The organism is Prosthecobacter debontii, from assembly GCF_900167535.1.
GTDB classification, from domain to species: Bacteria; Verrucomicrobiota; Verrucomicrobiia; order Verrucomicrobiales; family Verrucomicrobiaceae; genus Prosthecobacter; species Prosthecobacter debontii.
This window is the reverse complement of record NZ_FUYE01000019.1, coordinates 86,199-108,061: the sequence shown is the minus strand read 5'-3', so window position 1 is coordinate 108,061 and position 21,863 is coordinate 86,199. Positions and strand designations below refer to the sequence as shown.

The following is a 21,863-nucleotide window of genomic DNA, read 5'->3' as shown; positions in this document are numbered from 1 at the left end:
GCCGAGAAACGCAAGAGACGCAAACACCACCCATGAACCGTCTTCAGAAATTGCTTACCGTTTTTGCGCCTTTTGCGTTTTCTTGCGGCGAGTTGTCTGCCCATCCGCTCCAGGCGGAACCGATCAATCACGCTTACGTCTTCGGTTTTGATCAATACAATCTTCCCGAAGATCCCGATGAACATGTGGTCGAGGGTGGATACTTGTTGTTAGGTGAGCTTAACTGCACAGCCTGCCACACGCCACCCAAGGCTTGGCAAGAAAGGCTGGCCGCTAAGCCGGGACCGAATCTCGCTGGAGTCGGCTCACGCTTGGATGCGGACAGTCTGTGGCTGCTCATTCGCAGTCCGCAGCATCGGAAGAAGGGCACACAGATGCCCGGTCTCTTTGCCAATGAAGAAGGCGATGCCGAGAAGGTGGAAGCCCTGACGGAATATCTGAGCTCCCTCAAGCAGGACGTGAAAGCCATGCCTGCGGGGGACATTGAACGCGGTAAGGAACTCTATCACAAGGTGGGCTGCGTGGCCTGTCATGAACCCGCTACGGATTACCGTCCTGCGAAAGCGGCTGCGGATGTGGAGGTCGAGAAGCCCGGTCTTGCGTCGGTGCCGATTGCCTTGGCCGATGCCTATGATGTGAACGCTTTGGCGGAGTTTCTTTTCAATCCGCTCACCCATCGGCCCTCTGGTCGCATGCCAAACATGCGCTTGAGTGAGCAGGAAGCGGCTGACATCGCAGCTTACCTGCACATTGGCCGCACGCCGGAGAAAGCGACCGAACGTGCCGCTTTGAAAATCGCTTCTCAAGGCGTGGCCAAGGGCAAGGAAGTCTTTGCTCAGATGCGCTGCACCGCTTGCCATACCACCGAGCCCAAATCCGAGCCGCTGGCTACAGCTCCGGTTCAAGCCTTGGCTGAGTTGAAGATGCTCGATCATGGCTGTCTGGCGGACAAGCAGCCCTCCGGCACTCCGCGCTATGATCTGAATGAACTTCAGAAACGCGCTCTGCGTCTCGCCATCACCGCGATTCAGCAACCGACTGTGCCAGCCCTGACGACTAACCAGAAGGTGGATTGGCAAATGACCCGCTTGAATTGCTACGCCTGTCATGATCGCGATGGCAAAGGTGGGCCGGAAGATCCTCGTGCTCAATACTTCGGCTCCAACGACGGTAGTGCCGAGTCGCTCGGTGAGCTGGCGCATCTGCCGCCGAATCTGGATAACGTCGGGCGTAAGCTGACGGCGGAGTGGTTGAAAAAAGTGCTCTGGGGAGAAGGCGGTAGCGTGCGACCTTACATGGACACGCGCATGCCGAACTTTGGCGAAGCACAGACCGAGATGTTCGTGGGACTCTTGCCTGAAGCCGATAAGCGTGAGCAGTCTGTGGAGATCGATGTGAGCGGTTTGGCAAAGCATCACCGCGCGGAGACAGGACGGCAATTGATGGGTGCCACCGGTTTGGCTTGTGTGGCTTGTCATGGCTTAAAAGAGCGGAAATCTCTCGGCCCACCGGTGATCCGTCTCACCCATACCGTGGAGCGTTTGCAGCCGGAGTATTTTAAGGAGTTGCTGCTTAACCCGCAAGCCACCCAACCTGGCACCATGATGCCGCCGATGTTTATGGGCCGGAAGAAGGCAGACCAAGAAATCGAATCCATTTGGATCTATCTCAAAGAGTTGGAAGGGCAGCCTTTGCCGGAAGGTCTTCTTTCCACCGAGGACTTCGAATTGAAGCCCGAGAAAGAGGGCAAACCCATCGTGTTCCGCAGCTTCATCGAGGGGGCAGGGACTCATGCCATTGCAGTCGGTTTCCCCCAGGGACTCCATGCTACCTTCGATCCCGTGCAGGGACGTTTTACCCAGATTTGGCGCGGACGTTTTCTCGATGCCATGAGCAACTGGCAGACCCGCGAGATGCTGCCGATCAAACCGCTTGGCACCGATGTAAAGGCCTTGCCTGAAGTCAGTGGTGTGCGGGTGTTTGGAGGTTACAAGCTCGATGCCCAAGGCGTGCCGACCTTTCTCTACACCGTGGATGGTGAGCCTGTGGAAGAGACGTTGCGTCCTGCTGCTGATGGCAAGAGCTTCGAGCATGTGACTCAGATCAAAGGTAAGATTCAGAAGGAGGTTCTGTCATGGTAATGAAGTTGGTTAGTCGGGCGGTTTTGTTTTTCACCGCAGTTTCGAGTCTTGTGGCGGAACAAGAGACAAATCCTTATTACCGCGTTGTCACTTACGAGGTGCCGAAAGGTCTCAACCTGGAGGCCAGTGGTCTCGCCGTGCTGCCGGATGGTAAGCTGGCGATGTCCATTCGTCGTGGTGAGGTCTGGATCATCCAGAATCCACAGGCGGAACCTGCCACGGTGGAGAATCTCGGTTACAAGCTCTTTGCCTCCGGCATGCATGAGATCCTGGGCATGGATTGGCATGAGGGGGCGCTGTATGTGACTCAACGCTCCGAGGTGACCCGTCTGCGTGATACGGATAACGATGGCACCGCTGATGAATACATCACCGTTGGCCAAGGCTGGGGTGTCTCGGGGGCTTATCACGAGTATGCCTATGGCCCGGTGTTTGATCGCGAGGGAAACATGCACAACACCCTGAATTGCTCCATGGGCAAGAAATGGCCTGGGGCAGGGGAGGAAGCGACACACCCCCTGTGGCGTGGATGGTCGGTGATCACGCCGAAAGGCAGCACGAAGGCCACGGGTTTTAGCGCGGGTTTCCGCAGCCCCTGTGGCATCGGTTTGAATGCCGAAGGAGATGTCTTTGCCACGGATCAACAGGGTAACTGGATGCCCACCAATCCGCTCATGCACATCCGCAAAGGTGCTTACTTCAGCCATGCGGATTCCTTGGTGGATATGAAGCGTCCGGATTCACCGATCCAGGCTCCTGAAGGCAAACAGCCCGATGGCATCACCGTGGCCGAGGCCATGAGAGAACTGCCGCACTACACCCCACCAGCGGTGTGGTTTCCGTATGTGAAGTTTGGTCAAAGCCCGACCGGCTTGCGTTGTGATCTCACGGGTGGAAAGTTTGGTCCTTTTGAGAAACAACTTTTTGTTGGGGAGTTCGTGCTATCGGGGGTGAACCGCGTCTATTTGGAGAAAGTGGGCGGCGAATATCAGGGCGCTTGTTTTCCTTTTATGAATGGCCTGCAAAGCGCTGTGCTGACGCTGAATTTCCTCACCGACGGTTCCCTCGTGGTGGGGCAGTCCAATCGCGGATGGAACAGCTATGGCAATCGTCCTTTCGGCGTCCAGCGCATCGTTCCTACGGGTAAAGTTCCGCTGGAAGTGCAGAAGCTCGAGGCTTTAAAGGACGGCTTCCGTTTCACTTTCACTCGGCCCATCAAGCCCGCCAACTGGACTCAAATGAAGGCGCAGAGTTACACCTACCTGTTCACAGCTAAATACGGCAGTCCAGAAGAAGATGTCGCCGATCTCAAACTCAGTGATTTCAAACTCTCTGACGACGCTCTCTCACTGACCGTGAAATGCGCCAATCTGCGTCCAGGTTACGTGCATGAGTTTGAACTGCCCGAAGTCAATGCTAAGGACGGTTCACCGCTCTGGCATCGTCTGTCGGCCTATACCTTGAACAAGGTGCCGGAGAAGTGAATGCGGGGTGAAGCTCTCTCGTCCATTGCGATTAAGAGTCTGGATGGAGGGAGGGGAGGCTACGGCTTCCTTTTCGCGCTTGTCTCACGCTATCTGCCCATCCTCAATCGATTGATTCGCCGCCCCATTACCTTTAGCTGAGCAGGGTGACTTGGAGAATGAACCGACCGCTTCCTTTCTGGTGTCTATGAGGTCACCCGCGCTCAGACCATACCTCCTTGGATATTTTCACGGAAGAGACCTAAATATCATTGCATTCGGATAGCCTCTCGTGGTTGCTGAGCGTGATGGCTCTCGCTAGCGTGGGGAGATGCGCATTCTCATTGCCAGTGACAAATACAAAGGCTCTCTGACCGCCACCCAAGTGGCCCAGACCATCTCTCAGGCTCTGCGGGAAACTCTTCCGGAAGTGGACTGTGATCTGTGCCCGATCGCCGATGGTGGCGAAGGGACAACGGAGGCGATGGTTACGGCTCTGGGCGGCGAGTGGCTGTCGGCCCCTGTGGAGGATGCTCAGGGACGTCCGCTGGAGGCGCGTTATGGCCTCTGCCGGCGCCAGGGCATTTTGGAAATGAGCGCGGCCAGCGGTTTGGCTTTAGTCACGGATCTCCCTCTGAAGCCTGAAACGGCCAGCACCTACGGCACGGGGCTGATGATGAAGCATGCGGCGGCCCACGGTGCTGAGCGTATCCTCATCGGCATCGGCGGCAGTGCCACGAATGATGGCGGGCTGGGCATGGCCGCCGCTTTGGGATGGCGTTTCCTGGACGAGTCGGGGCAGGAATTACCCGCGGTGATGGAGCAGATGCATCGCCTCCACCAGGTAGAGAAATTGGTGGACTTCGCGTGTCCGGTGCTGGTGGCTTGTGATGTGGAGAATCCTTTGTTAGGTGAAAGGGGGGCGACTCGGGTCTATGGTCGCCAGAAGGGTGTGCAGGATGCGGCTTGGTTTGAAGAGCGCTTAGACCGGATGGCAGAGGTGGTGGCCTCGGCCATCGGGAGTGATCCTCGAGATGTGCCAGGGGCCGGGGCGGCAGGCGGTCTGGGCTGGGGCTTGATGGCTTTCTGTGGAGCACGGCTGACCTCAGGTTTTGATGTCGTGGCGGAGCAGATCGGGCTGGAGAAGCGGGTGGCTGAGGCGGATCTGATCATCACCGGAGAAGGTCGGCTGGATGCGCAGACGCTGCATGGGAAGGGGCCTGTAGGCATTGCGCAGATGGCGCGTCGCCTGGGCAAACGCGTCATCGCTTTTGCAGGTAGCATCGAAGAAAACGCCGAGTTGCGGGCACGCTTTGACTTAGCGTACGCCATCAAACCCGCCGAGATGCCTCTGACTGAAGCGGTAGCCCGTGCTCAAGAGCTTTTGGATCAAACAGTTCGAGCAAGTGCCCCGGAGATTCGGGCTTTGGGGGTGGGATGATGCAGTTTTCGGTTTGCAGAGGCCGGTTTCCGGACACTGTCACGCTCCGTTTTTAATCAATCGCACCACTTCACATCACGATGCCAAAACAAGTCGTCCTTCTTTTCGCCGGTCAGGGAGCCCAAAAAGTGGGCATGGGTAAAGACCTTGCCGAAGCCTATCCTGCCGTGCGTGAGCTCCTGGATCAGGCGGATGCCGCCTTGGGTTACTCCTTGTCGCAAGTGATGTTCGAAGGGCCGATGGAAGAGCTGACCAAAACCAGCCGCTGCCAGCCTGCTTTGTATGCTCATGGCCTGGCTCTGCTGAAAGTGCTGAAGGATAAAGTGCCGGATCTGGAAGTCACCGCAGCCGCGGGTCTGTCCCTGGGGGAATTCACCGCGCATGCAGCCGCGGGCACCTTTGACTTCGCCACCGGTCTGAACCTTGTGTTCCAGCGCGGCAGCTTCATGGAAGAAGCCTGCGAAAACACCAAAGGGGCCATGCTGGCCATGATCGGCGGTGAAGAAAGCGCCATCCGTGAATTGGCGGCTGAGAGCGATGTGGATGTCGCCAACCTCAATGCCCCGGGCCAGATCGTGCTCAGCGGCAGCGTGGAGGGCATCGAAGCCGCAGCGGCCAAGTCCAAGGAAAAAGGCATCAAGCGCGCGATCCCGCTGCCGGTGGCTGGGGCCTACCACAGCCGTCTGATGAAGAGCGCTCAAGACAAGCTGGCTGTGGTGCTGGAGCAGGCGGCCATCGTCAGTCCCGCCGTGCCGGTGGTGTGCAACTTTGAGGCTCGCCCAGTCAACCGCCCTGAAGAGATCCGCGCGACCCTCACCGCCCAGGTCACCGGCAGCGTGCGTTGGGTGGAGTCCATGCAGCACCTGATTTCCCAGGGCCACACTCTCTTCATCGAGCTGGGACCTGATGCCACCCTAGCCGGTCTGATGGGGAAAATTGATAAGAGCGTGAGGGTGATCTCCATCAAGGATACCGCCACCCTGGATGCAGCAGTGGCGGAGTTGACGGCGTGATCTCAAGCGATCATGTTTGATACCGATGAACATGTCGGCCCAGCCTGATTCAGTCCTCCTGCCGACTGTCGGCATCGCTAAGATTATGGCGCTCGCAGTCGCTGGAGTAATTCCTTTAGCGATGTTTGGGGGCTGGGCTCCGATGGCCTTTCTGCTGACCAGTGTCTTGGCGGGACTGGTCACAGTAGGCCTGTATCTGTTGTTTTTCCAGACGCGGAACCGGCTGTGGCTGCATGTGTGCTTCTACTACATGGTGCTGCCGGTCGCGCAGCTAGGTCATTGGTTCGATCTCAACAGTCTCTTGTTTCATCTTCAAGGCGTTTGCATGGCTTTTTTGCCCAGCCTCCTGATGTTCACTCTCGGGCGAAGCTGGGTTGATCGACTTGGTCAGGACTCGGCTCCTAAGCTGGATTCAACTCCATCAAGCCCGGTTTAGCCAACCGGACCTCGATTTCCAAACGAATTAATTCGAACGACAAAACGCCGCTTTCGTCTATCGTTTCCCAACCCCATCCACGTTATGCTCGAAATTTTTCAAAGTCCTCTGAACACCTTTGGCATGGGCTTTGCCCTGGGTGCTGTCTTTCTGTTGATGGCCTATTACAGCCACTGGAAGACCAAGAGTGAGTTCAAACGCTACAAGTCCCACCTCAGCGACAAGCTGGAACTGGACGCCAAGCAGCTCCAGGACACGAACAAGGAGCGCGCTCGCTTAGCCCAGGAAAACGAGCACCTGCGCATTCAGGTGAACCGCCTGAATGAGAAGCCTGAGAACAAACTTCAGCGTGAGCTGGAAGTCCTGGCTCGGGCGGAGAAGCACATGCTGATCAATGCACCTGGCTTTGCCCCAGCGTGGGAAATGGCCAAGTCTCAGGCCCTGTCTCAGATCGAGACGGAAGAGAAAGGCATGTCCTTCCCCCAGAAGATTTTCCGCAAGTTGATCGGTCCAGGCAGTGGCAGCAACGGCTCAACCGCTCTGACGGAAAACGCCACTGTGAAGAGCGGTGAGACGGCGACCACGACAGCGTGAGGAGGCTTGTCCTACAGAAGCACGGCCGTAGGGCGGGTTTGTTCTGCTAGCGACTTGGTTCAAATCTCGGATCTGGTTGCAGAATAACCCGCCTTGCTGGGGGCACCGAAAGGCCTGCCACGGTCGTTCACCTCACCATGTCCCTTGAGAGGCGGGTAATCCGGCAATGGGACTCAAGAAGAAAGGTGGGGCCATAGTTGGACAAACCCGTCCTACTGGCGAGCTCTGGATCATGGAGATGAGCTTGGAGTGCATCAAACCAGCACCGTGGCTAGACTGAGAAAGACGCCCATGCTGACCACATCCGTGGCCGTCGTGAGGAAGATGCTGGAGGCGGTGGCTGGGTCGGCTCCCAGCTTTCTCAAAGCGAGCGGGATCAAGGCCCCACATAAGCCACTGACGATGCAACTGGCCACCATGGAAAGCCAAACGACGAGCCCCAGGAGCCAAGCTTGCGCATTCCCCTGCATGCGGGCGTAGATGAACATGCCCACGCCTGCACTCACGCCGACCAGGGCACCATTGAGTAGGCCAAGAGCGCCTTCCTTCATCACCAGTCGGCGTTCGTCGCCTTCTTTCAGATCGCCCAAGGTCATGCCTCGCAGGGCCACGGCCAGGGCCTGACATCCAGTGTTTCCAGACTGTCCGGCAAGAACGGGGAGAAAGGCCGCCAGGAGAACGAGCCGATCCAGCGTGTGCTCGAAGAAACCGACCACAGCGGCGGCCAGAAAGGCGGTCACCAGATTGATTTGCAGCCACGGATGCCGGAAGCGCAGGCTATGCAGCACGGGGGTGCTCAGACGTTCCTCATCATTCACACCCACCATCGTTCCGGCCTGAGCACTGATCTCGATGGCGCGAGCCTCAAATAAGTTTTGACCGCGCACCAGTCCGAGCAGTCTGCCTTCCTCATCACAGACGGGATAGACCGGAAGATGCCGGTTGACCGTCAGTTTCATGGCTTCCGTCAATTCCATGTCGGGCTTCAGGGCAAAGATCGCTTTATACATGACCTCCGAGAGCAAAGCTTCCGGTTTGCCAAGCATCAGATCTCTAAACACCAGAACTCCGAGGAGCCTATTCGCGTCATCGGTGACATAGCCGTAGGTGATGAAAGCCCGCTTCGTCAGCTTACGCAGGGCTTCAATGGTGTCCCGAATCGTCATGGAAGGACGAAAGACGGCAACTGGGGGCTCCATCAGCCAGCCGACCGAATCTTCAGGATACTCCTGGTTGCGCATCCACTGATGAGCTTTCTCGATGGGGGCTGCGGCGATGACGACGCAGCGATGCTCAGCCGTCATCTCATGGAGCACCTGCTGGGCAACCATGGGATTCAGGGCTTCCAAGACGCGGACCCCATCGGCTGCGGGCAGAGTCTCCAGTAGGTCCGCCGCCTCATAGGGCGCTCGTTCACGGACATCTTCAAGGAGATTGGCATCGTCTTCCCGACTCATAAGGTATCAATAAAACCCAGGAAGCTAGTGTGTCCATCACGGGCAGGTTCATCGCTCAAAATGCATTTCAAATATCGGGCGTGGCATTCCCCACGTTGCCGATTGACGCGGCCCTGAGATCAGACGCATATTCTCGTCATGAGAGCTTTTTCTTGGATGGTCGGGGCACTCGTTTTGAGCGCTAGTTTCTGCATGGCTGAAATTCCATTGGATGACGCGACCATCATCCTGGGAAAACGTGTCGGCCCGATTGAAAAGGGCATGACCTTGTTTGGTCTCAAAACCCTCTTTGGCGGAGGCAAGGTCAAGGCGGCTGACATTGAGATCGGGGAAGGCGAAACCATGGCAGGAGCCAAGCTCTTCGAGGGCACCGGTAAGGAACTCGAAATCATCTTCAATCCCGAAGGAGATGAAAAAGAAATCTGGGACATCAACATCATCGGTAAAGACTGGAAATTTGAAAATGGCCTGAAGCTGGGCATGCCGTTGACTGAGGTTGAAAAGATCAATGGTGGTCCCTTTGGGGTGCTTGGGTTTGGCTGGGACTACGGTGGCTTTGCCAATTTTGAAGGTGGTAAGCTGGAGGCCAAAGTGAGCATCCATTTCAAATCGGCTAAACCGGATGTCGATGACTCATTGATCGGCGACAAACTGATCCCGACCACCGACAAAAAACTGCGGGCTGCAGGCCTTACGATCGACGGAATCAGCGTCTTTTTTCGATAACCAATTTTACTCATGCGCATTTGGGATCTTCACTGTCACCTCAGCGGTATTGCGGGCCTGAACCCTGAGGATCGGTTGACGAACTTGCTGCGCTACGCGGACCGCGTCGGTATCGAGCGCCTCTGTGTTTACATGGGTCTTAAGTTCATTCAGGACCCGACTCCCGAGGAACTGACGCAGCAGAATGATGACGTTCTGAAAGCTCTCGCCAAGCACAGCGACCGTGCCTTTGGGTTTGTCTATCTCAGCGCGAAACATATCGACCACAGTTTGTCTGAACTGGAGCGCTGTGTGGCGAACGGTCCCATGGTCGGGGTGAAACTCTGGGTCGCAGGCCGATGCGACAATCCCGCGACCGATCCCATCATCCATCGTGCAGCCGAGCTGAAAGCGGTGATCTTTCAGCACACTTGGTTTAAGACCCAGGGGAATCCTAAGGGGGAGTCCACGCCGAATGACATGGTGGCCCTGGCCCGCCGGTTCCCCTCAGTGCCTATGATCTGTGGCCACACCGGCGGCACTTGGGAACTGGGGGTCCGCGCGATTCGAGACTGCCCCAATCTCTATGCCGATCTGGCGGGTAGCGATCCCACCGCAGGGATGACCGAGATGGCCGTGCGTGAACTCGGTCCCCATCGTGTCCTCTATGGTAGCGATGCCGGAGGTCGTAGTTTTGCCAGCCAGCTTGCCAAGGTGCATGGGGCACAGATCCGTGCTGCGGATAAGCAGCGCATCTTTTGTGACAACCTGCGTCAACTCATGTTGCCCATCCTCAAACAGAAAGGCATTTCCGCATGAAGCCAGGCGTTTCTCGTCGTCATTTTCTAAGCCGGAGTGCAGCTCTCGCCGCGTTACCGATGCTGACCTCGACAGCAACTCCGGTGCAGTCTCGCATCGTCGATTGCAATGCCCATCTGGGTGAGCATCCAAATCGCCGCTTGCTGCCTATCACGGAAGATTTTCTGCGGGATCGAAACATCCAGGAAGCTTGGGTAGCTCCCTTTGAAGCTCTACTCCAGCGTGATCTGACCGCTGTGAATGCACGCCATGTGGCGCGTTGTGCGGGGCGTCTGAAGCCTGTCGGTGTGGTGCATCCCGGTTTACCAGGTTGGCTGGATGATCTGCGCCGCTGTCGGGAGGAGCATGGGCTTCAAATGCTACGCCTTTATCCGGGTTATCATGGCTACACTTTGAGTGATGCATCCTTGGTTAGGTTGATGGAGGAAGCGACAGCGGCTGGGATGCGGGTGCAGATCGTGGCTCAGATGGAAGACATGCGCACCCAACACCCGCTGCTCCAAGTGAAGCCCGTGGATTTTAAACCGCTGGCTGCCTTATTGAAACAAGTCCCAGAGGCCCGGATCATGATCCTGAATGCCAATGCGGTCATGGCTCAAACCGTGTTACGCGGACTGCCAGACCTCTGGATTGACATGGCCATGATTGAGGGAGTGGGCGGTGTGGAAAATCTACTTCAGCACTGGCCGGCAGATCGCTTGGTCTTCGGCAGTCATGCCCCCTTTTTCTATGCCGAATCTGCGCTGTTGAAGCTGGAGGAGTCGGAACTGACGGAGGCTCAATTGACCGCCATCAAACAGGGCAACGCCCAGGCCTGGGGAAACTAGAGTCGTTTCATTTGATCGCTTCTGGGAAGCTCATGATGGGAGCTTGTGTTTTGTATCATCGAGATCCGAGCCTCGCTTCACAACCATTCCTCAATGGCTTCCCATCAGTGCCTGCGGATGTTCGCCAATGGGCCCGCTAACTTCCTTTCCTTTTGTGGGGATCAATGATGGCGAACAATGCGCTTTTCTCTTCGGCGGGAAGGGTGGCTTTCTGGATCCATGCCCGCATCTTGGTTTGGTAAGGGATGTTCTGAGGAGCAAACTGTGCGGCGGATGATCGGGCCTGGGAAGCTGCCTGCACGGGTAGAGAGAGGGTCCAGTCGAGGGCTTCTTCAAGCTGGTCCTGTTGAGCTAAGTTTCGAATGTATCGCTCCGCCAGAGTTTGGAGGCGTTCTTGGGAGACTGATGTGAGATCTTGCGCGCTCAGGGCCTGGGCAAAGGACTCGGATCGACTATCGTGAAGTTCGAGCCAACGAGCAATCTCTGTGACCGCCATTTCCTGCCAGTCGCCGACGGCATGATCCGCCATGAATCGAAAGGCGGCATCGGGCTGGCTAGGAAGTCGGTAACCCGCAGTCATCACGATCACTTTGTCATGGTCGGGATCTTCTCGAAATGGCTGTAGGAGGGGCTGAATGGAGACTTCGGATTGATTCCGGAGTGCAAAGGCCAAGCTACCAACCAAGGCATCCAGTCCTAGTCCCTGTTGCTGGACATAGGCCAGAGCTTCCTTGGGGTGTGAGCCGACCCAGATGGAGGCGACTTCTGCCGCGAGTTCTTGACGATCAGCACCCACAGGCAACCCCTCAATCCAAGTGGCGGCGGCTTCCGGTCTGGTCCTCGCCCAATGGCCGAGAATGGCTTTCGCCGCTGTGACTTGATCTTCGATGGCGTTGGATTGAGTGATCCGGCGCAGAGTTCTCTCAGGATCATCGGCTTCCTGAGCGCTATAAAAGGTCGCCAGATACACGTCTCGCGTGCTGGGCTCCGTTTCAGAGAGCCATTGTAAAACGGCGTCTTCAGTGAAGTTACCCGAGCGCACTCCTTCCGAAAAGAGTGCCTCTTGGTAGGCTCGATTGCTGCTGATCAACATGGGGTTGAGAACCGCCGTCGGATCGAGCTTGAGCCATTGCTTGTAGAGGGTGCGGGCGCATTCGATGGCCCAGTCCGCATAGGTTCGGTCGTATTTGGACGGGTCGGGGTCGGTGGATTTTAGCAGAAAAGCATGTGCGCCCTCGAATGAAGCGGTGGGATCCCCTGCTGTTGCACGCAGGAGATTGGCTACCTCTGCATCTTGAGTGAAGTGTTGATCCGCCAGCTCCAGAAGTTGCTCAGTCGTCAAGCGGGGGACCAGGGCCAAGATGTGGTGGCTCTTGAAAGCGGCGTCCGGACTGCCTAACAAGAGGGGCAGTGATCGGCTGGACGCCTCGTCTGTGATGATGGTCTTTAGATAACCACCGATCGTGGTGTCTTCAATACCCACCTCTTTGGCTTTGGCCCAGATGCTGCCGGGATGATCCCACTCCTCCAACCAGAGTTGAGCATGTGCGGGGATGCGCGGATCTGGACTGGTCTCCATGAAGGCGGCCCATGCGGCGACGTTCCGTCGTTGGCTCGGGGCGCTGATGGCAAGAACGGTATCTAGCTCGTTCAGATCCTTGCTGGTATAACCACTTGTGGCATAAGCCCAGGCCACGGCCTCGCGGGGATGGGCACGGATGAACTCTTTCCAAAGGCTTTTCAGCAGGTGGAAATTGGCCTGATACGATTGCGCAGGAGCGGAGGTACGAGTGGTGACGAGTTGATCGAACGCGGATCGCTGGATCTTGATGCCCATGTCTTGGAGGATGGGGAACTGTTTCTCGGGATCTGATTCGGTGAGAAATTGGCTCATCAACTGTTGGAGTCGCTGTTGGGGTATCCGAGGCGCTCCTGCCCAGATGTCACGTGCTTCAGCCAGCCACTTGGCTTTTTCATCGGCAGAGAGAGACAGCCTTGAGTTCTGTCCATGCTTCGAATTTACTCCAGCGGGGGGCTCAGAGTGGGAAGCTCCCGTCAACCAATACATCAAGGACGAGTCTGAAGAGGCGAGATCATAGCCTGCTAGGACGAGCAAAAGAGTGGTGGCTGCGCTGAGGGGCAACTTCATAGCTGTAGTCAACGCAAGGATTTGACCTGTAAATGTTGCCACAGAGGCCGACGCCCCAGCTTTGGCAGTTGCCATCATGGCAGAAACTAAAAGGGGCGTTGCGCTCAGGGCGACGCCTTTGGCTGCATGTGTGGAGAGTAGCGCGACGAGAGTGGCTCCACTGATCCCAACGCCGCGCTTAGCGAGGAAGCGTCGGAGAGATTCGATGGCACGGGCCAACTCGCGACTGACCACCGTTTCAGAGATACCCAGAGCCTGAGCGGCTGCCCGCTGAGGTTGGTTTTCAAAGTAACACTGGATGACGAGGTCACGCTGCCGCTGAGTCAGCTTAAGCATGGCTTCATCGAGATGTGCCTCCAGTTCACTCCATTGCTCTGAGGGAGCCTGGGGCAGGGTGGAGTCTGCGGCCTCGGGAGAGGATTCACGGACGCGGCGACGCCGAGCTTGCCGTTGAAGATTAAGTGCGGTGCGGCAGGCGGTCTGGTAGAGCCACCCAGGTAGGGAGGTCTGCGGCGGCAAATGGCGAGCTTTTTTTGTCAGGAGGAGGAAGGTCTCCTGCGCGGCATCTTCTGCTAGAGAGGAGTCCCTGAGAATGCGGCAGCAGGCGGCCATCACCAGCCCTCGATGCTGCTCGACTAGGCGGGTGCAGATCTCAGAGGTCATCCCATCCCGCAAGGCCGCGAGATCGACATTGGTGATGTTATGGAGAAGCGGTGTCATGGCTTTACCCCTAAAGTGTCCGCTTGGGTTTTGAACTTGCGGGAAAATTATGAGTCAGCTTGGGCCGAGTAAACACAAGTCTTCAAGCACCGAATGGTGACGTACTGCTCTTTGGTAGGCTGAAGACGGCTTACTTCGCCATCCACGGTCCATACTCCACGGGCACAGTCGCTTCGAACTTGAGCGGCTGGTCATGAATCGGATGGTGAAAGCTGAGCTTCCAGGCGTGGAGCATGAGGCGGGTGGTGGGCACTTTTTGGCGGCTGGGGTGGCCGTAGATGGGGTCGCCGAGGATGGGGAAGCCGAGGCTTTCCTTCATATGCACGCGGATCTGGTGGGTGCGGCCTGTGAGCAATTTGCAGCGGATGAGAGCGGCGTCTTTATAAACGGAGAGCTGTTCCCACTCGGTGACGGCTTCCTTCCCGGCTCCATCGTAAAGGATGGCCATGCGTTTGCGATCCACGGGGTGGCGGCCGATCATGTTCTGGATGCGGCCGCTTTTATCTTTGGGCACGCCGTTGATGGCCGCGAGGTAGATTTTGCTCAGACGACGTTCAGAAAAGGCTTCGGTGAGGCGGCGGTGGGCGATGTCGTTCTTGGCAACGACCATGCAGCCGCTGGTGTCCTTATCCAGACGGTGGACGATGCCGGGGCGCATTTCGCCACCGATCCCGCTGAGGTCATCGCAGTGATGGAGGAGCGCATTGACCAGCGTGCCGTCTGGGTTTCCGGCCGCAGGATGCACGACGAGACCCGGGGGTTTGTTCAGGACGAGGATGTCCTTGTCCTCGAAAAGAATCTCCAGTGGGATGTCCTGAGCAACGACTTCCACAGGGGTAGCCTCAGGAATGGTGATGGAGACGGCATCTCCAGCTTTCAAGGCAGTGCTGGCTTTGGTTGGGCGTCCGTTCAGAGTCACGTGTCCGTCGCGAACTAAATCTTGCAACCGTGACCGAGATAGGTCAGGAAGCTTGCCTGCCAGATGTTTATCCAGCCGTTGTCCGATGTCGCTCTGCTCTGTGATGGTCCAATCCACCTCACATAGTCATGATTCGAATAAATTAGGCAATCTGTAATTTCTGGCATTTCCCCTGCGATGGAAGTAAACAGCCTGTGAAAAGGCATAAACCCTCAGTGATTCCAGTTCCCGAACAGTCTTACCTCAGCACATGTCCCGTCTGTCAGAACCAGATTGATGTGACATCGCTAGAGCCGTTCACGAAGCTGAAGTGCCCTTTCTGCGGTCAGATGGTGCGTGTGCGCCGGAAGTTTGACCACTTCGTCATCGTGCGGCAGATCGGTGAGGGCGGGATGAGCCGGGTGTTCGAGGCGGAGGACGAGACTCTGGGTCGCCGGGTGGCGCTGAAGATTCTGAACCGCCAATACAGCCGTGATGCCAGCCGGGTGGAGCAGTTTCGTCAAGAGGCGCTGATCACCGCGAATGTGAATCACCCCAACGTGATCAAGCTCTACTCGGTGGGGTATGATCAGGGCTACTTCTACATTGCCATGGAACTGGTGAATGGGGGGAGTCTGGAGCAGCGCATTCGTAAAGAGGGCACCATCAAAGAAGAGGAAGCTCTGCGCATCGGGCGTGAGGTGGCGGAAGGCTTACGGGCAGCTCAGCAACTGGGGCTGATCCACCGGGATGTGAAGCCGGCGAACATTCTCTTCACGGAGACAGGCACGTCTAAGGTGGTGGACTTTGGTCTGGCCCTGTTTGTCGAACGTGGCCCCGACTCGTCCAGTGAAATTTGGGCGACGCCTTACTACGTGGCGCCTGAGAAGATCATTGATAACCGAGAAGACTACCGCAGTGACATCTTCAGCCTCGGAGCGACCCTTTTCCATGCTCTAACGGGCCGGCCACCGCATAAGGCGGAGTCGAACAACATTCAGGAACTGCGCATGATCAAATGTCGGCGTGTGGCCCTGGAAGACAGTGGCCTCCGCTTCGCCCCACGGACGATCCACGTGGTGAATCGGATGGTTGCATTTCGCCCACAGGAACGCTGTGCGAACTACGATGAGACGGTGGAAGAGCTGAAACTGGCCGAGGGGCTGGTGGGACAGACCTACGGGGGAAGATTCCGCAGCCGTAAAGCTCGATGGTTGATTGCCGCTGCGGCAGCCTTGGTCTTGGCCTTCGGGGTCGGCTGGTTAGTCCGCAGCACGGGAGATCGTGTGGCGGCCTCCATCACAGAAGTGGTGGAGACCACCGATACAGACCTGAGTGGGGATGGCGGCACCGCCCTCCAGGCAGGCCGCCGCACGGTGGCGGAGAGATTCCTGGATGCCCGGGAAATCATGCTCAATAAGAAGCGCTTTTCAGAAGCGCGGCATCAGTTTGAGAGGCTGGTGGAATCCGGCGATACCCGTCAGCCTACGCGCAACTGGGCGCGCTTCAATGCGGCTCTGTGCAGCATTGTGCTGAACCAGAAAGAGAACGCCGTCAATCATCTGAAGAAGATGGCCGAGGATACGGGGGAGGGGAACAGTCTCGTCACCGCTGAACTGGCCGGATTCTTTAAGAGTCTGGGCTCTCGGATGGGAAACAACTTGGGGTTAGGTGCGTCTTTGGATTCGCTTCAATACAGCACCACGCAGGAGTCCGTGCTGGGTTATCTCATGCAGGGCTTGGCCGAGTGGCACTTTGGCGATGCCATGCTGGGAAAAGCGGAGTTGGATTACTTTGCCGCCCATCTGGCGGATGTGCCGATCGGAGGCAGCGCCACCTCTCTGGAGTGGGTGCAGGGCTACCGCTCCATCTACAGCCTGTATGTGAAGGATCTCGCAGTCGCTAAAAGCGTTTTGGAGGTGGCAGAGCCGACCGATTTGGAGAGCTGTCGTGCCGCCCTAGCCACCGTGAAAAAAGCGCGGGAGAAGCTGAGCAATGGAGGCGCTCTTAAACAGGCCCTGGCCCGTCGGGAAGAAGACTTGAAGCGAGAGCTCAACCGTCTCCGGCTGGAGCAGCAGCGTGCTCAGATGGCGGCAGACCGGGTGTTGAGAGAGCGTGAATTGTCGCAGCTTGCGGAAATCACGTCGATCTTGCCTTCACTCGTCCAAGGGTATGACTACACGCGGGTGGTGGAACTCCTCAAGGATGTGCGTTTCCAATCGCCCGAGGTGCAGTCTGCCTTAGAAGGCCGGCGCTATCTTTATGAGCAAGGGCAGGCTTTTCTCGATCAACTCTTCCGAGACATTGCCGTCAATGGCTATCAAGGGAAACTTCAACGGGTGGCTGGTAGTACCTTGGAAGGCAAGATCACCAGTGCGGATTTGAACCAGGTGACCATTAGCCTGGATCGTGGCGTCTTGAATCTCCCGCTCAACACGCTCGCACCGGAAACACTGCTGGATGCAGCGCAATACTTTGCCGAGCAGACCACGGATAGCACCGACTACTATCAGCGGCAGGAGCGCATTGCGGTCTTTGCCCGGGTGACGGGATTGCACAATCTCTCGGCGACTGTGGCTGCTCAGTTGATGGAGGAAAATCGGGACTTCCGCACTCGGTGGATGAAGGTGGTGCAGTAGGCCGACCTCATTGCGTTGCGAATTCCTCGGGTTCAAAGGGCGCGCTTTAGAAAGCGGATCTCTTCTGGCAGTAAAAGAGGGCTGGGGATGGTCTCGGCGATCTGATAGGCGGCGCCTGTGTCTCCGCAGGCGGACAACAACCCCGCGCGAGCGGCTTTTTGCCCGGCAGGAAGGTCATCGGGATCTTTAATGGCCATCAAATGCTGACGGACTTCGTCCAGATTCCCCAGACGATAGGCCGCCAAGGCACGCAGGAGAGGGTAAGACCCTGGCGCAATCTCGTGATTCAAGCGCTGGCTGATCGTCTCGATTTCAAAACCCGCCACTAGGCCCAGATAAAGGGCGCGTTGGGTGTAAACTAGGTTTTCGGGATGCAATTCCGCCAGTTGACGTGCGGCTTTGATCGCCGCGCCAGTGTCACGCCCGCGCATGGCCATCTCATAGACTTTCTCCATGAGTGTCCCTTGGCTGATCGGCTGCTGTTGGGCGGTCTCCTGGTAGTATTGCGCTGCGAGATCCCACTGGCCCATCTGCTCGGCCACTTCCGCAGTGGCGCGTGCGGCTCCTTCGTTGGCTCCACGGCCGGTCTGGGCAAAGGCGGACTCCAGATGATGCCGAATGGAACCGATGCCGGACCCGAGTTTCTCGGCTGCGCGGGCGCGCCAGAGATGGATGAAGGTCGTCGCGACAGGCAGGGGCTTGGGGCTGCTGAGGAGGGTGTCGATGTCTTGCCAGCGATTCAACTCGCCCAATGCGAGTAGGTAAGGGTGGAGGAGCTGGGCCGATTTGAGATAGAGTTGGTCAGGCAGCAGGGCGATGACTTGCTCGGGTTGATGTTCCAGAAGCAGCCACTGGAGGGCTGGAGCTAGGTCTTCCACCCCTTGACCTTGAATACGCTCGATCTCGCGGTCGAGGAGGGCTGCTCGGTCTTGGGGGCGGGCTCGGAAACGGGCGGAGAGCGCGGAGTAGCGTAGCTGTGTCGAAGCCCCGCTGTGAGCCTCGATCAAACTCAACAGCTTCTCGGCTTCTTCGCCCGTGAGTTGAGGCTGGGCACTGAGAAACTCCAAGGCACGGAGCGCATTTTCATCCTGGCCCTGGGCGATTTCCCAGAGGACCTCGCGAGAGCGGGCCTGGATCTCAGGAAAGCTGTTTTGGTGGTCTAGGATGGCTAGACGTAAACGCGAGGAAGGGTCTTCGGGCGCCATGGCCAAGGCACGACGTAGCAATTTCTCAGATTCAGTGACATGGCCTTCAGCTCGGAGCAGGTCGGCTAAAAGCTCCAAGCCACCACGGGTCTCTCGCTGTGCCGTGGGCAGCTTGTTGTATTCTGCCCGGGCGGCATCGATGTGGCCGAGCGAGATGAAAATCTGACTGATGCGCAGGCGGTCTTCTGAGGTGGCTTTGTTTTGGGATTCCAGGACCCGCAGAACTTGCAGAAGGCTCACAGGGTCGCTGTTTGTCGCGATCAAAAGATCCGCATAGGCACGCAGAACGGCGGCGTCATTCACCAGCCAGCGCCGTGCATGGCCGATATTTTGACCGGCCGTCGCCCAGTCTTTCTTCTGAATGGAGGCCTGTGCCTGGGCCGCATAGTGACCTGCGATGAGGCTGCGCCCCCACTGGATCACACGCTCCCCTGCCCACCAGTAGAGGATGCCCAACCCAAACAGCGCTCCCATGATCCAGGTGAGCCATGGCTTGGGCCTGCGAACGCTGGCGACAGGGGGCTGCGGTGCATCGCTCATGGCGCGGGAAGCTCTAGAACCACACGGAATCCGGTGGCGTTGTTGCTGCTGTCATGAGGCGCGCGCTGGCGATGCCCTGTGTAGAGAGCCTCTTTCTCACGGCTGAGCCAGGAGCCCCCGCGGATGACACGTTCCTCGGGACTGCCCGGCCAGGGATCTTGGCACCACTCCGAGGCATTGCCACTGAGGCCGCGGATGCCCAGAGCATTGGCTTCTTCCGAGCTGACGGGGGCCGTGTAGGAATGATTGTCCTGGTAGCCTTCGATGCGTGTCGCATCCAGATTAGTGCTGGAGATCGGAGGCGGGAAGGTACCTTCTGCCGACCAGGGGAAGTGCGGCGTGGCATTTCGATCTCGCTCCGCTGGGTCGGCCCCGGTTTCCTCCTTCAAGCCAGCGGCAAGACTCCACTCCAGATCCGTGGGCAGACGGTAGCTCGCTGAGGCGGGGATGAGCTGCTTGGCTCGGTCTTGCTCCGTCAGCCATTGGCAAAAGGCCGTGGCGTCATCCCAACTCACTCCGACGGCGGGGTGACTTTCACTCAAGAGAAACGCGGGCTTATTCCAGGTGCGGCGGGCCGCTTTGAGCCATGTCTCAAAGTCCTGCAAACGCACCTCGGTATTCCCAAAGAGAAGCTGAGTATCTGGCAGCGGGACAAATTCCATGCCCAGGGCGTTGGTGAAGGTTTCAGCTGCTTGGGCAGGTTTGAGGGACGCGCTGTTGGTCTCCGTGGAGCCCGATGACGCCGCCAACTTCTCTCGCATGGCGGCGATGTCCGCCTTATTGACCTCTCCGCCGAGCATCTCCTCACGCCGTTGAGCTCGGATTTCAGCCTTCACCTTTTCAGCCGAGGCTAGCATCGCGGCCGTGCGTTGTTTATCCTCATAGACACAGCGGAAGCCGACGGTCGGCATGCGCATGTCCGTCGGCACGACATAGAGGTAGCTGGAGCGCAGACACTCAGGCCGAAAATAAGCCCAGGAACCGCCTCGAAGCACACCCGTCTGCTCGGCCCGGACCTCCGGGTCCCAGCACCACTCCCACACATTTCCAGAGAGATCATAGAGGCCTTCTTCCGTGGCTTTGAATTGTCCCACAGGCGCAGTGAAAGGATAGCCGTCTGAATACCCGGGGATCTCTCCCTCCGCCAAGTTGGCGCTCCCCGCCGGTGGTGGCCAGTCCATGCCCCACGGAAAGGTTCTTTCATCCGCCACTTTTTGTTCCACGGTGAGATCGAGCTTACGCATTCTCAGAAGGCCGATCGCCGCATCCCAATCGCTCTTGGTGGGCAGACGGTAGCCTTGCGAGCTGTTCAACTTGCCCTCTTGACGCTCCTTTTCGGTCAGCCAATTGCAAAAGGCCTGAGCATCTTCCAGCGAAATGCCGACCACGGGGTGGTTGGCCCCCTGCTCGAAGTGAGGTTTATAAGACCACTGGTAGCCGCTGGCCGCCAAAAAAGCCTGCCAGTCGGAGACTCGTGTCTCATAGGTGGCCATCAGGGCAGGGGTGCCGGGCAGCGAAACAAAGCGGAGGCCCAACGAACTGCTGTGCTCCAGATGTTCGTTGGGCATCTGAGCCTGGGCCGTGATAAAACTGAGCCAGCCTAGACCAAAGAGGGCAAACTGGCGAATCGGTTGGGGGCACACAATCACCATTCATTGATAGAGCACCCACCCGCACGATTCATTCAAAAAGATTGGCAGAAACCGGGAAACGTCTGTCTCAGGAATGTGAAAACGATCATCTGACTCTTCGATGTCGAGTTTGTGCTTTGCGCTGAGAGTGAGAATGGTAGAGTCGATTTCCCTCATCATTCCCGAGGTCAAACCCCCTTCCAACCCGTCCTCAGGTGCTTCTTCGGTAGCGACCAAGGGCGGCAGCTTGCATTTAATTCTGTGAGTGGTGCAATGAAAGGAATTCTAATGGCTGGCGGAGCCGGCTCAAGGCTCTATCCCTTGACGCAAGTGGTGAGTAAACAGCTCCAGCCTGTTTATGATAAACCGATGATTTATTACCCACTCACCGTGCTGATGGCGGGGGGGATTCGTGAAATCTGCCTGATCGCTACGCCAGAAGATCTGCCCAGATTTCGGCAGCTTCTCGGCGACGGTCACCAATGGGGAATCCAAATTGTCTATCGTGTGCAATCACAACCGGAGGGGATTGCCCAAGCGTTCTTGATCGCAGCCGATTTCATTGGTGAGGGACCTGTAACCCTGATTTTGGGGGATAATCTCTTTTTTGGTGGAGACGCTTTGCCGCGTGCTTTTGCCAGCTTCTCAGGCGGTGCCTCGATCTTTGCCTACCACGTCACCAACCCGGAATGCTACGGGGTCGTCGAATTTGATTCCGAGGGCAGGGCCTGTTCGCTTGAAGAAAAGCCCGCGCAACCACGCAGTCATTTTGCGGTTCCCGGGGTCTATCTTTACGATCACCAAGTCGTCTCGATCGCACGCGATCTGACTCCTTCCCCGCGCGGTGAATTGGAGATCACAGATGTGAATCGTGAATACCTCCGGCGAGGGCAACTTCACGTCACACGGTTGAGCCGGGGGTTCGCCTGGCTGGATGCTGGCACGAGCACGAGTTTGTATGATGCCGCTGCCTATGTGCAGACGATTGAAAAACGTCAGGGGATCAAGCTGGGCTGTCCTGAAGAAGCTGCGCTACGGCGGGGTTTTGTCTCAGTGGAGTTGTTGGATCAATGGTTAGCCTCCATGCCTATCTGCGAATACCGAGACTATCTGCAAGGCATCAGCCATGAGTATCGGCGTTGAATTTCATTGGTTTGTTAAGCCGCAGGACTTCTCGATGCATTC

General features: G+C 57.4%; 16 protein-coding genes. 11 read left to right on the top strand and 5 right to left on the bottom strand.

Annotation, left to right across the window (positions count from 1 at the left end):
- Nucleotides 1–32: 32 nt before the first annotated feature.
- The 6 genes from B5D61_RS21640 (at nt 33) to B5D61_RS21615 (ending at nt 7,088) form a co-directional block, all read left to right on the top strand.
- The gene (locus tag B5D61_RS21640) at nt 33–2,141 is read left to right on the top strand and encodes a c-type cytochrome (protein WP_078815530.1); all 2,109 of its coding nucleotides are present in this window, start codon (nt 33–35) and stop codon (nt 2,139–2,141) included.
- Nucleotides 2,135–3,625: a hypothetical protein gene (locus B5D61_RS21635; RefSeq protein WP_176159607.1), complete on the top strand. Its 1,491-nt coding sequence runs from the start codon at nt 2,135–2,137 to the stop codon at nt 3,623–3,625. Before B5D61_RS21640 ends, B5D61_RS21635 begins: the two co-directional genes overlap by 7 nt.
- A gap of 310 nt (nt 3,626–3,935) precedes the next feature.
- Entirely contained in the window at nt 3,936–5,045 is a 1,110-nt protein-coding gene (locus B5D61_RS21630; protein ID WP_078815528.1) for a glycerate kinase, read from the top strand.
- An 80-nt stretch (nt 5,046–5,125) separates the two neighbouring features.
- On the top strand, nt 5,126–6,058 hold the full coding sequence (gene fabD / locus B5D61_RS21625) for an ACP S-malonyltransferase (protein ID WP_078815527.1): 933 nt from the start codon (nt 5,126–5,128) through the stop codon (nt 6,056–6,058).
- A gap of 25 nt (nt 6,059–6,083) precedes the next feature.
- Nucleotides 6,084–6,494, top strand: a complete 411-nt coding sequence (locus B5D61_RS21620; protein ID WP_078815526.1) for a hypothetical protein — start codon at nt 6,084–6,086, stop codon at nt 6,492–6,494.
- 84 nt (nt 6,495–6,578) lie between these two features.
- The gene (locus tag B5D61_RS21615; RefSeq protein ID WP_078815525.1) at nt 6,579–7,088 is read left to right on the top strand and encodes a hypothetical protein; all 510 of its coding nucleotides are present in this window, start codon (nt 6,579–6,581) and stop codon (nt 7,086–7,088) included.
- Between the two features lie 254 nt (nt 7,089–7,342).
- Here the strand turns inward: B5D61_RS21615 and B5D61_RS21610 are convergent, their stop codons facing one another.
- The gene (locus B5D61_RS21610; protein ID WP_078815524.1) at nt 7,343–8,545 is read right to left on the bottom strand and encodes a magnesium transporter; all 1,203 of its coding nucleotides are present in this window, start codon (nt 8,543–8,545) and stop codon (nt 7,343–7,345) included.
- Nucleotides 8,546–8,737: 192 nt separating this feature from the next.
- Between B5D61_RS21610 and B5D61_RS21605 the strand changes: the two genes are divergently transcribed.
- The 3 genes from B5D61_RS21605 to B5D61_RS21595 are packed head-to-tail and all read left to right on the top strand — an operon-like array spanning nt 8,738 to nt 10,896.
- Nucleotides 8,738–9,271: a hypothetical protein gene (locus B5D61_RS21605; protein WP_139373420.1), complete on the top strand. Its 534-nt coding sequence runs from the start codon at nt 8,738–8,740 to the stop codon at nt 9,269–9,271.
- Between the two features lie 12 nt (nt 9,272–9,283).
- Nucleotides 9,284–10,069 carry an amidohydrolase family protein gene (locus B5D61_RS21600; RefSeq protein ID WP_078815522.1) on the top strand — a complete coding sequence of 262 codons (786 nt, stop codon included), beginning with the start codon at nt 9,284–9,286 and terminating at the stop codon, nt 10,067–10,069.
- Nucleotides 10,066–10,896: an amidohydrolase family protein gene (locus tag B5D61_RS21595; RefSeq protein WP_078815521.1), complete on the top strand. Its 831-nt coding sequence runs from the start codon at nt 10,066–10,068 to the stop codon at nt 10,894–10,896. The genes B5D61_RS21600 and B5D61_RS21595 overlap by 4 nt, the downstream gene beginning before the upstream one ends.
- Before the next feature lie 136 nt (nt 10,897–11,032).
- Here B5D61_RS21595 and B5D61_RS21590 read toward each other — a convergent pair whose 3' ends face one another.
- Together B5D61_RS21590 and B5D61_RS21585 are read right to left on the bottom strand one after the other, a co-directional pair.
- Nucleotides 11,033–13,765, bottom strand: a complete 2,733-nt coding sequence (locus B5D61_RS21590) for an RNA polymerase sigma factor (protein ID WP_078815520.1) — start codon at nt 13,763–13,765, stop codon at nt 11,033–11,035.
- A gap of 130 nt (nt 13,766–13,895) precedes the next feature.
- Nucleotides 13,896–14,801, bottom strand: a complete 906-nt coding sequence (locus tag B5D61_RS21585; RefSeq protein ID WP_078815519.1) for an RluA family pseudouridine synthase — start codon at nt 14,799–14,801, stop codon at nt 13,896–13,898.
- A 98-nt stretch (nt 14,802–14,899) separates the two neighbouring features.
- On the opposite strand from B5D61_RS21585, the gene B5D61_RS21580 reads away from it, so the two are divergent.
- Nucleotides 14,900–17,302, top strand: coding sequence for a serine/threonine-protein kinase (locus B5D61_RS21580; RefSeq protein WP_139373419.1), 2,403 nt, complete (start codon nt 14,900–14,902; stop codon nt 17,300–17,302).
- Nucleotides 17,303–17,334: 32 nt separating this feature from the next.
- Here the strand turns inward: B5D61_RS21580 and B5D61_RS21575 are convergent, their stop codons facing one another.
- Nucleotides 17,335–19,047, bottom strand: a complete 1,713-nt coding sequence (locus B5D61_RS21575) for a tetratricopeptide repeat protein (RefSeq protein WP_078815517.1) — start codon at nt 19,045–19,047, stop codon at nt 17,335–17,337.
- A complete protein-coding gene (locus tag B5D61_RS21570) occupies nt 19,044–20,699 on the bottom strand; it encodes a formylglycine-generating enzyme family protein (protein WP_078815516.1) in 1,656 nt (551 codons plus the stop codon). The genes B5D61_RS21575 and B5D61_RS21570 overlap by 4 nt, the downstream gene beginning before the upstream one ends.
- A gap of 252 nt (nt 20,700–20,951) precedes the next feature.
- Here B5D61_RS21570 and rfbA point away from each other — a divergent pair, with 252 nt between their 5' ends.
- On the top strand, nt 20,952–21,821 hold the full coding sequence (rfbA, locus tag B5D61_RS21565) for a glucose-1-phosphate thymidylyltransferase RfbA (RefSeq protein WP_078815515.1): 870 nt from the start codon (nt 20,952–20,954) through the stop codon (nt 21,819–21,821).
- The last annotated feature ends 42 nt before the right edge of the window (nt 21,822–21,863 follow it).

Coding starts and splice junctions, on each gene's coding strand:
- B5D61_RS21640 (WP_078815530.1), top strand. CDS start 33: ATGAACCGTCTTCAGAAATTGCTTACCGTTTTTGCGCCTTTTGCGTTT.
- B5D61_RS21635 (WP_176159607.1), top strand. CDS start 2,135: ATGGTAATGAAGTTGGTTAGTCGGGCGGTTTTGTTTTTCACCGCAGTT.
- B5D61_RS21630 (WP_078815528.1), top strand. CDS start 3,936: ATGCGCATTCTCATTGCCAGTGACAAATACAAAGGCTCTCTGACCGCC.
- fabD (WP_078815527.1), top strand. CDS start 5,126: ATGCCAAAACAAGTCGTCCTTCTTTTCGCCGGTCAGGGAGCCCAAAAA.
- B5D61_RS21620 (WP_078815526.1), top strand. CDS start 6,084: ATGAACATGTCGGCCCAGCCTGATTCAGTCCTCCTGCCGACTGTCGGC.
- B5D61_RS21615 (WP_078815525.1), top strand. CDS start 6,579: ATGCTCGAAATTTTTCAAAGTCCTCTGAACACCTTTGGCATGGGCTTT.
- B5D61_RS21610 (WP_078815524.1), bottom strand. CDS start 8,545: ATGAGTCGGGAAGACGATGCCAATCTCCTTGAAGATGTCCGTGAACGA.
- B5D61_RS21605 (WP_139373420.1), top strand. CDS start 8,738: ATGGCTGAAATTCCATTGGATGACGCGACCATCATCCTGGGAAAACGT.
- B5D61_RS21600 (WP_078815522.1), top strand. CDS start 9,284: ATGCGCATTTGGGATCTTCACTGTCACCTCAGCGGTATTGCGGGCCTG.
- B5D61_RS21595 (WP_078815521.1), top strand. CDS start 10,066: ATGAAGCCAGGCGTTTCTCGTCGTCATTTTCTAAGCCGGAGTGCAGCT.
- B5D61_RS21590 (WP_078815520.1), bottom strand. CDS start 13,765: ATGACACCGCTTCTCCATAACATCACCAATGTCGATCTCGCGGCCTTG.
- B5D61_RS21575 (WP_078815517.1), bottom strand. CDS start 19,047: ATGAGCGATGCACCGCAGCCCCCTGTCGCCAGCGTTCGCAGGCCCAAG.
- B5D61_RS21570 (WP_078815516.1), bottom strand. CDS start 20,699: ATGGTGATTGTGTGCCCCCAACCGATTCGCCAGTTTGCCCTCTTTGGT.
- rfbA (WP_078815515.1), top strand. CDS start 20,952: ATGAAAGGAATTCTAATGGCTGGCGGAGCCGGCTCAAGGCTCTATCCC.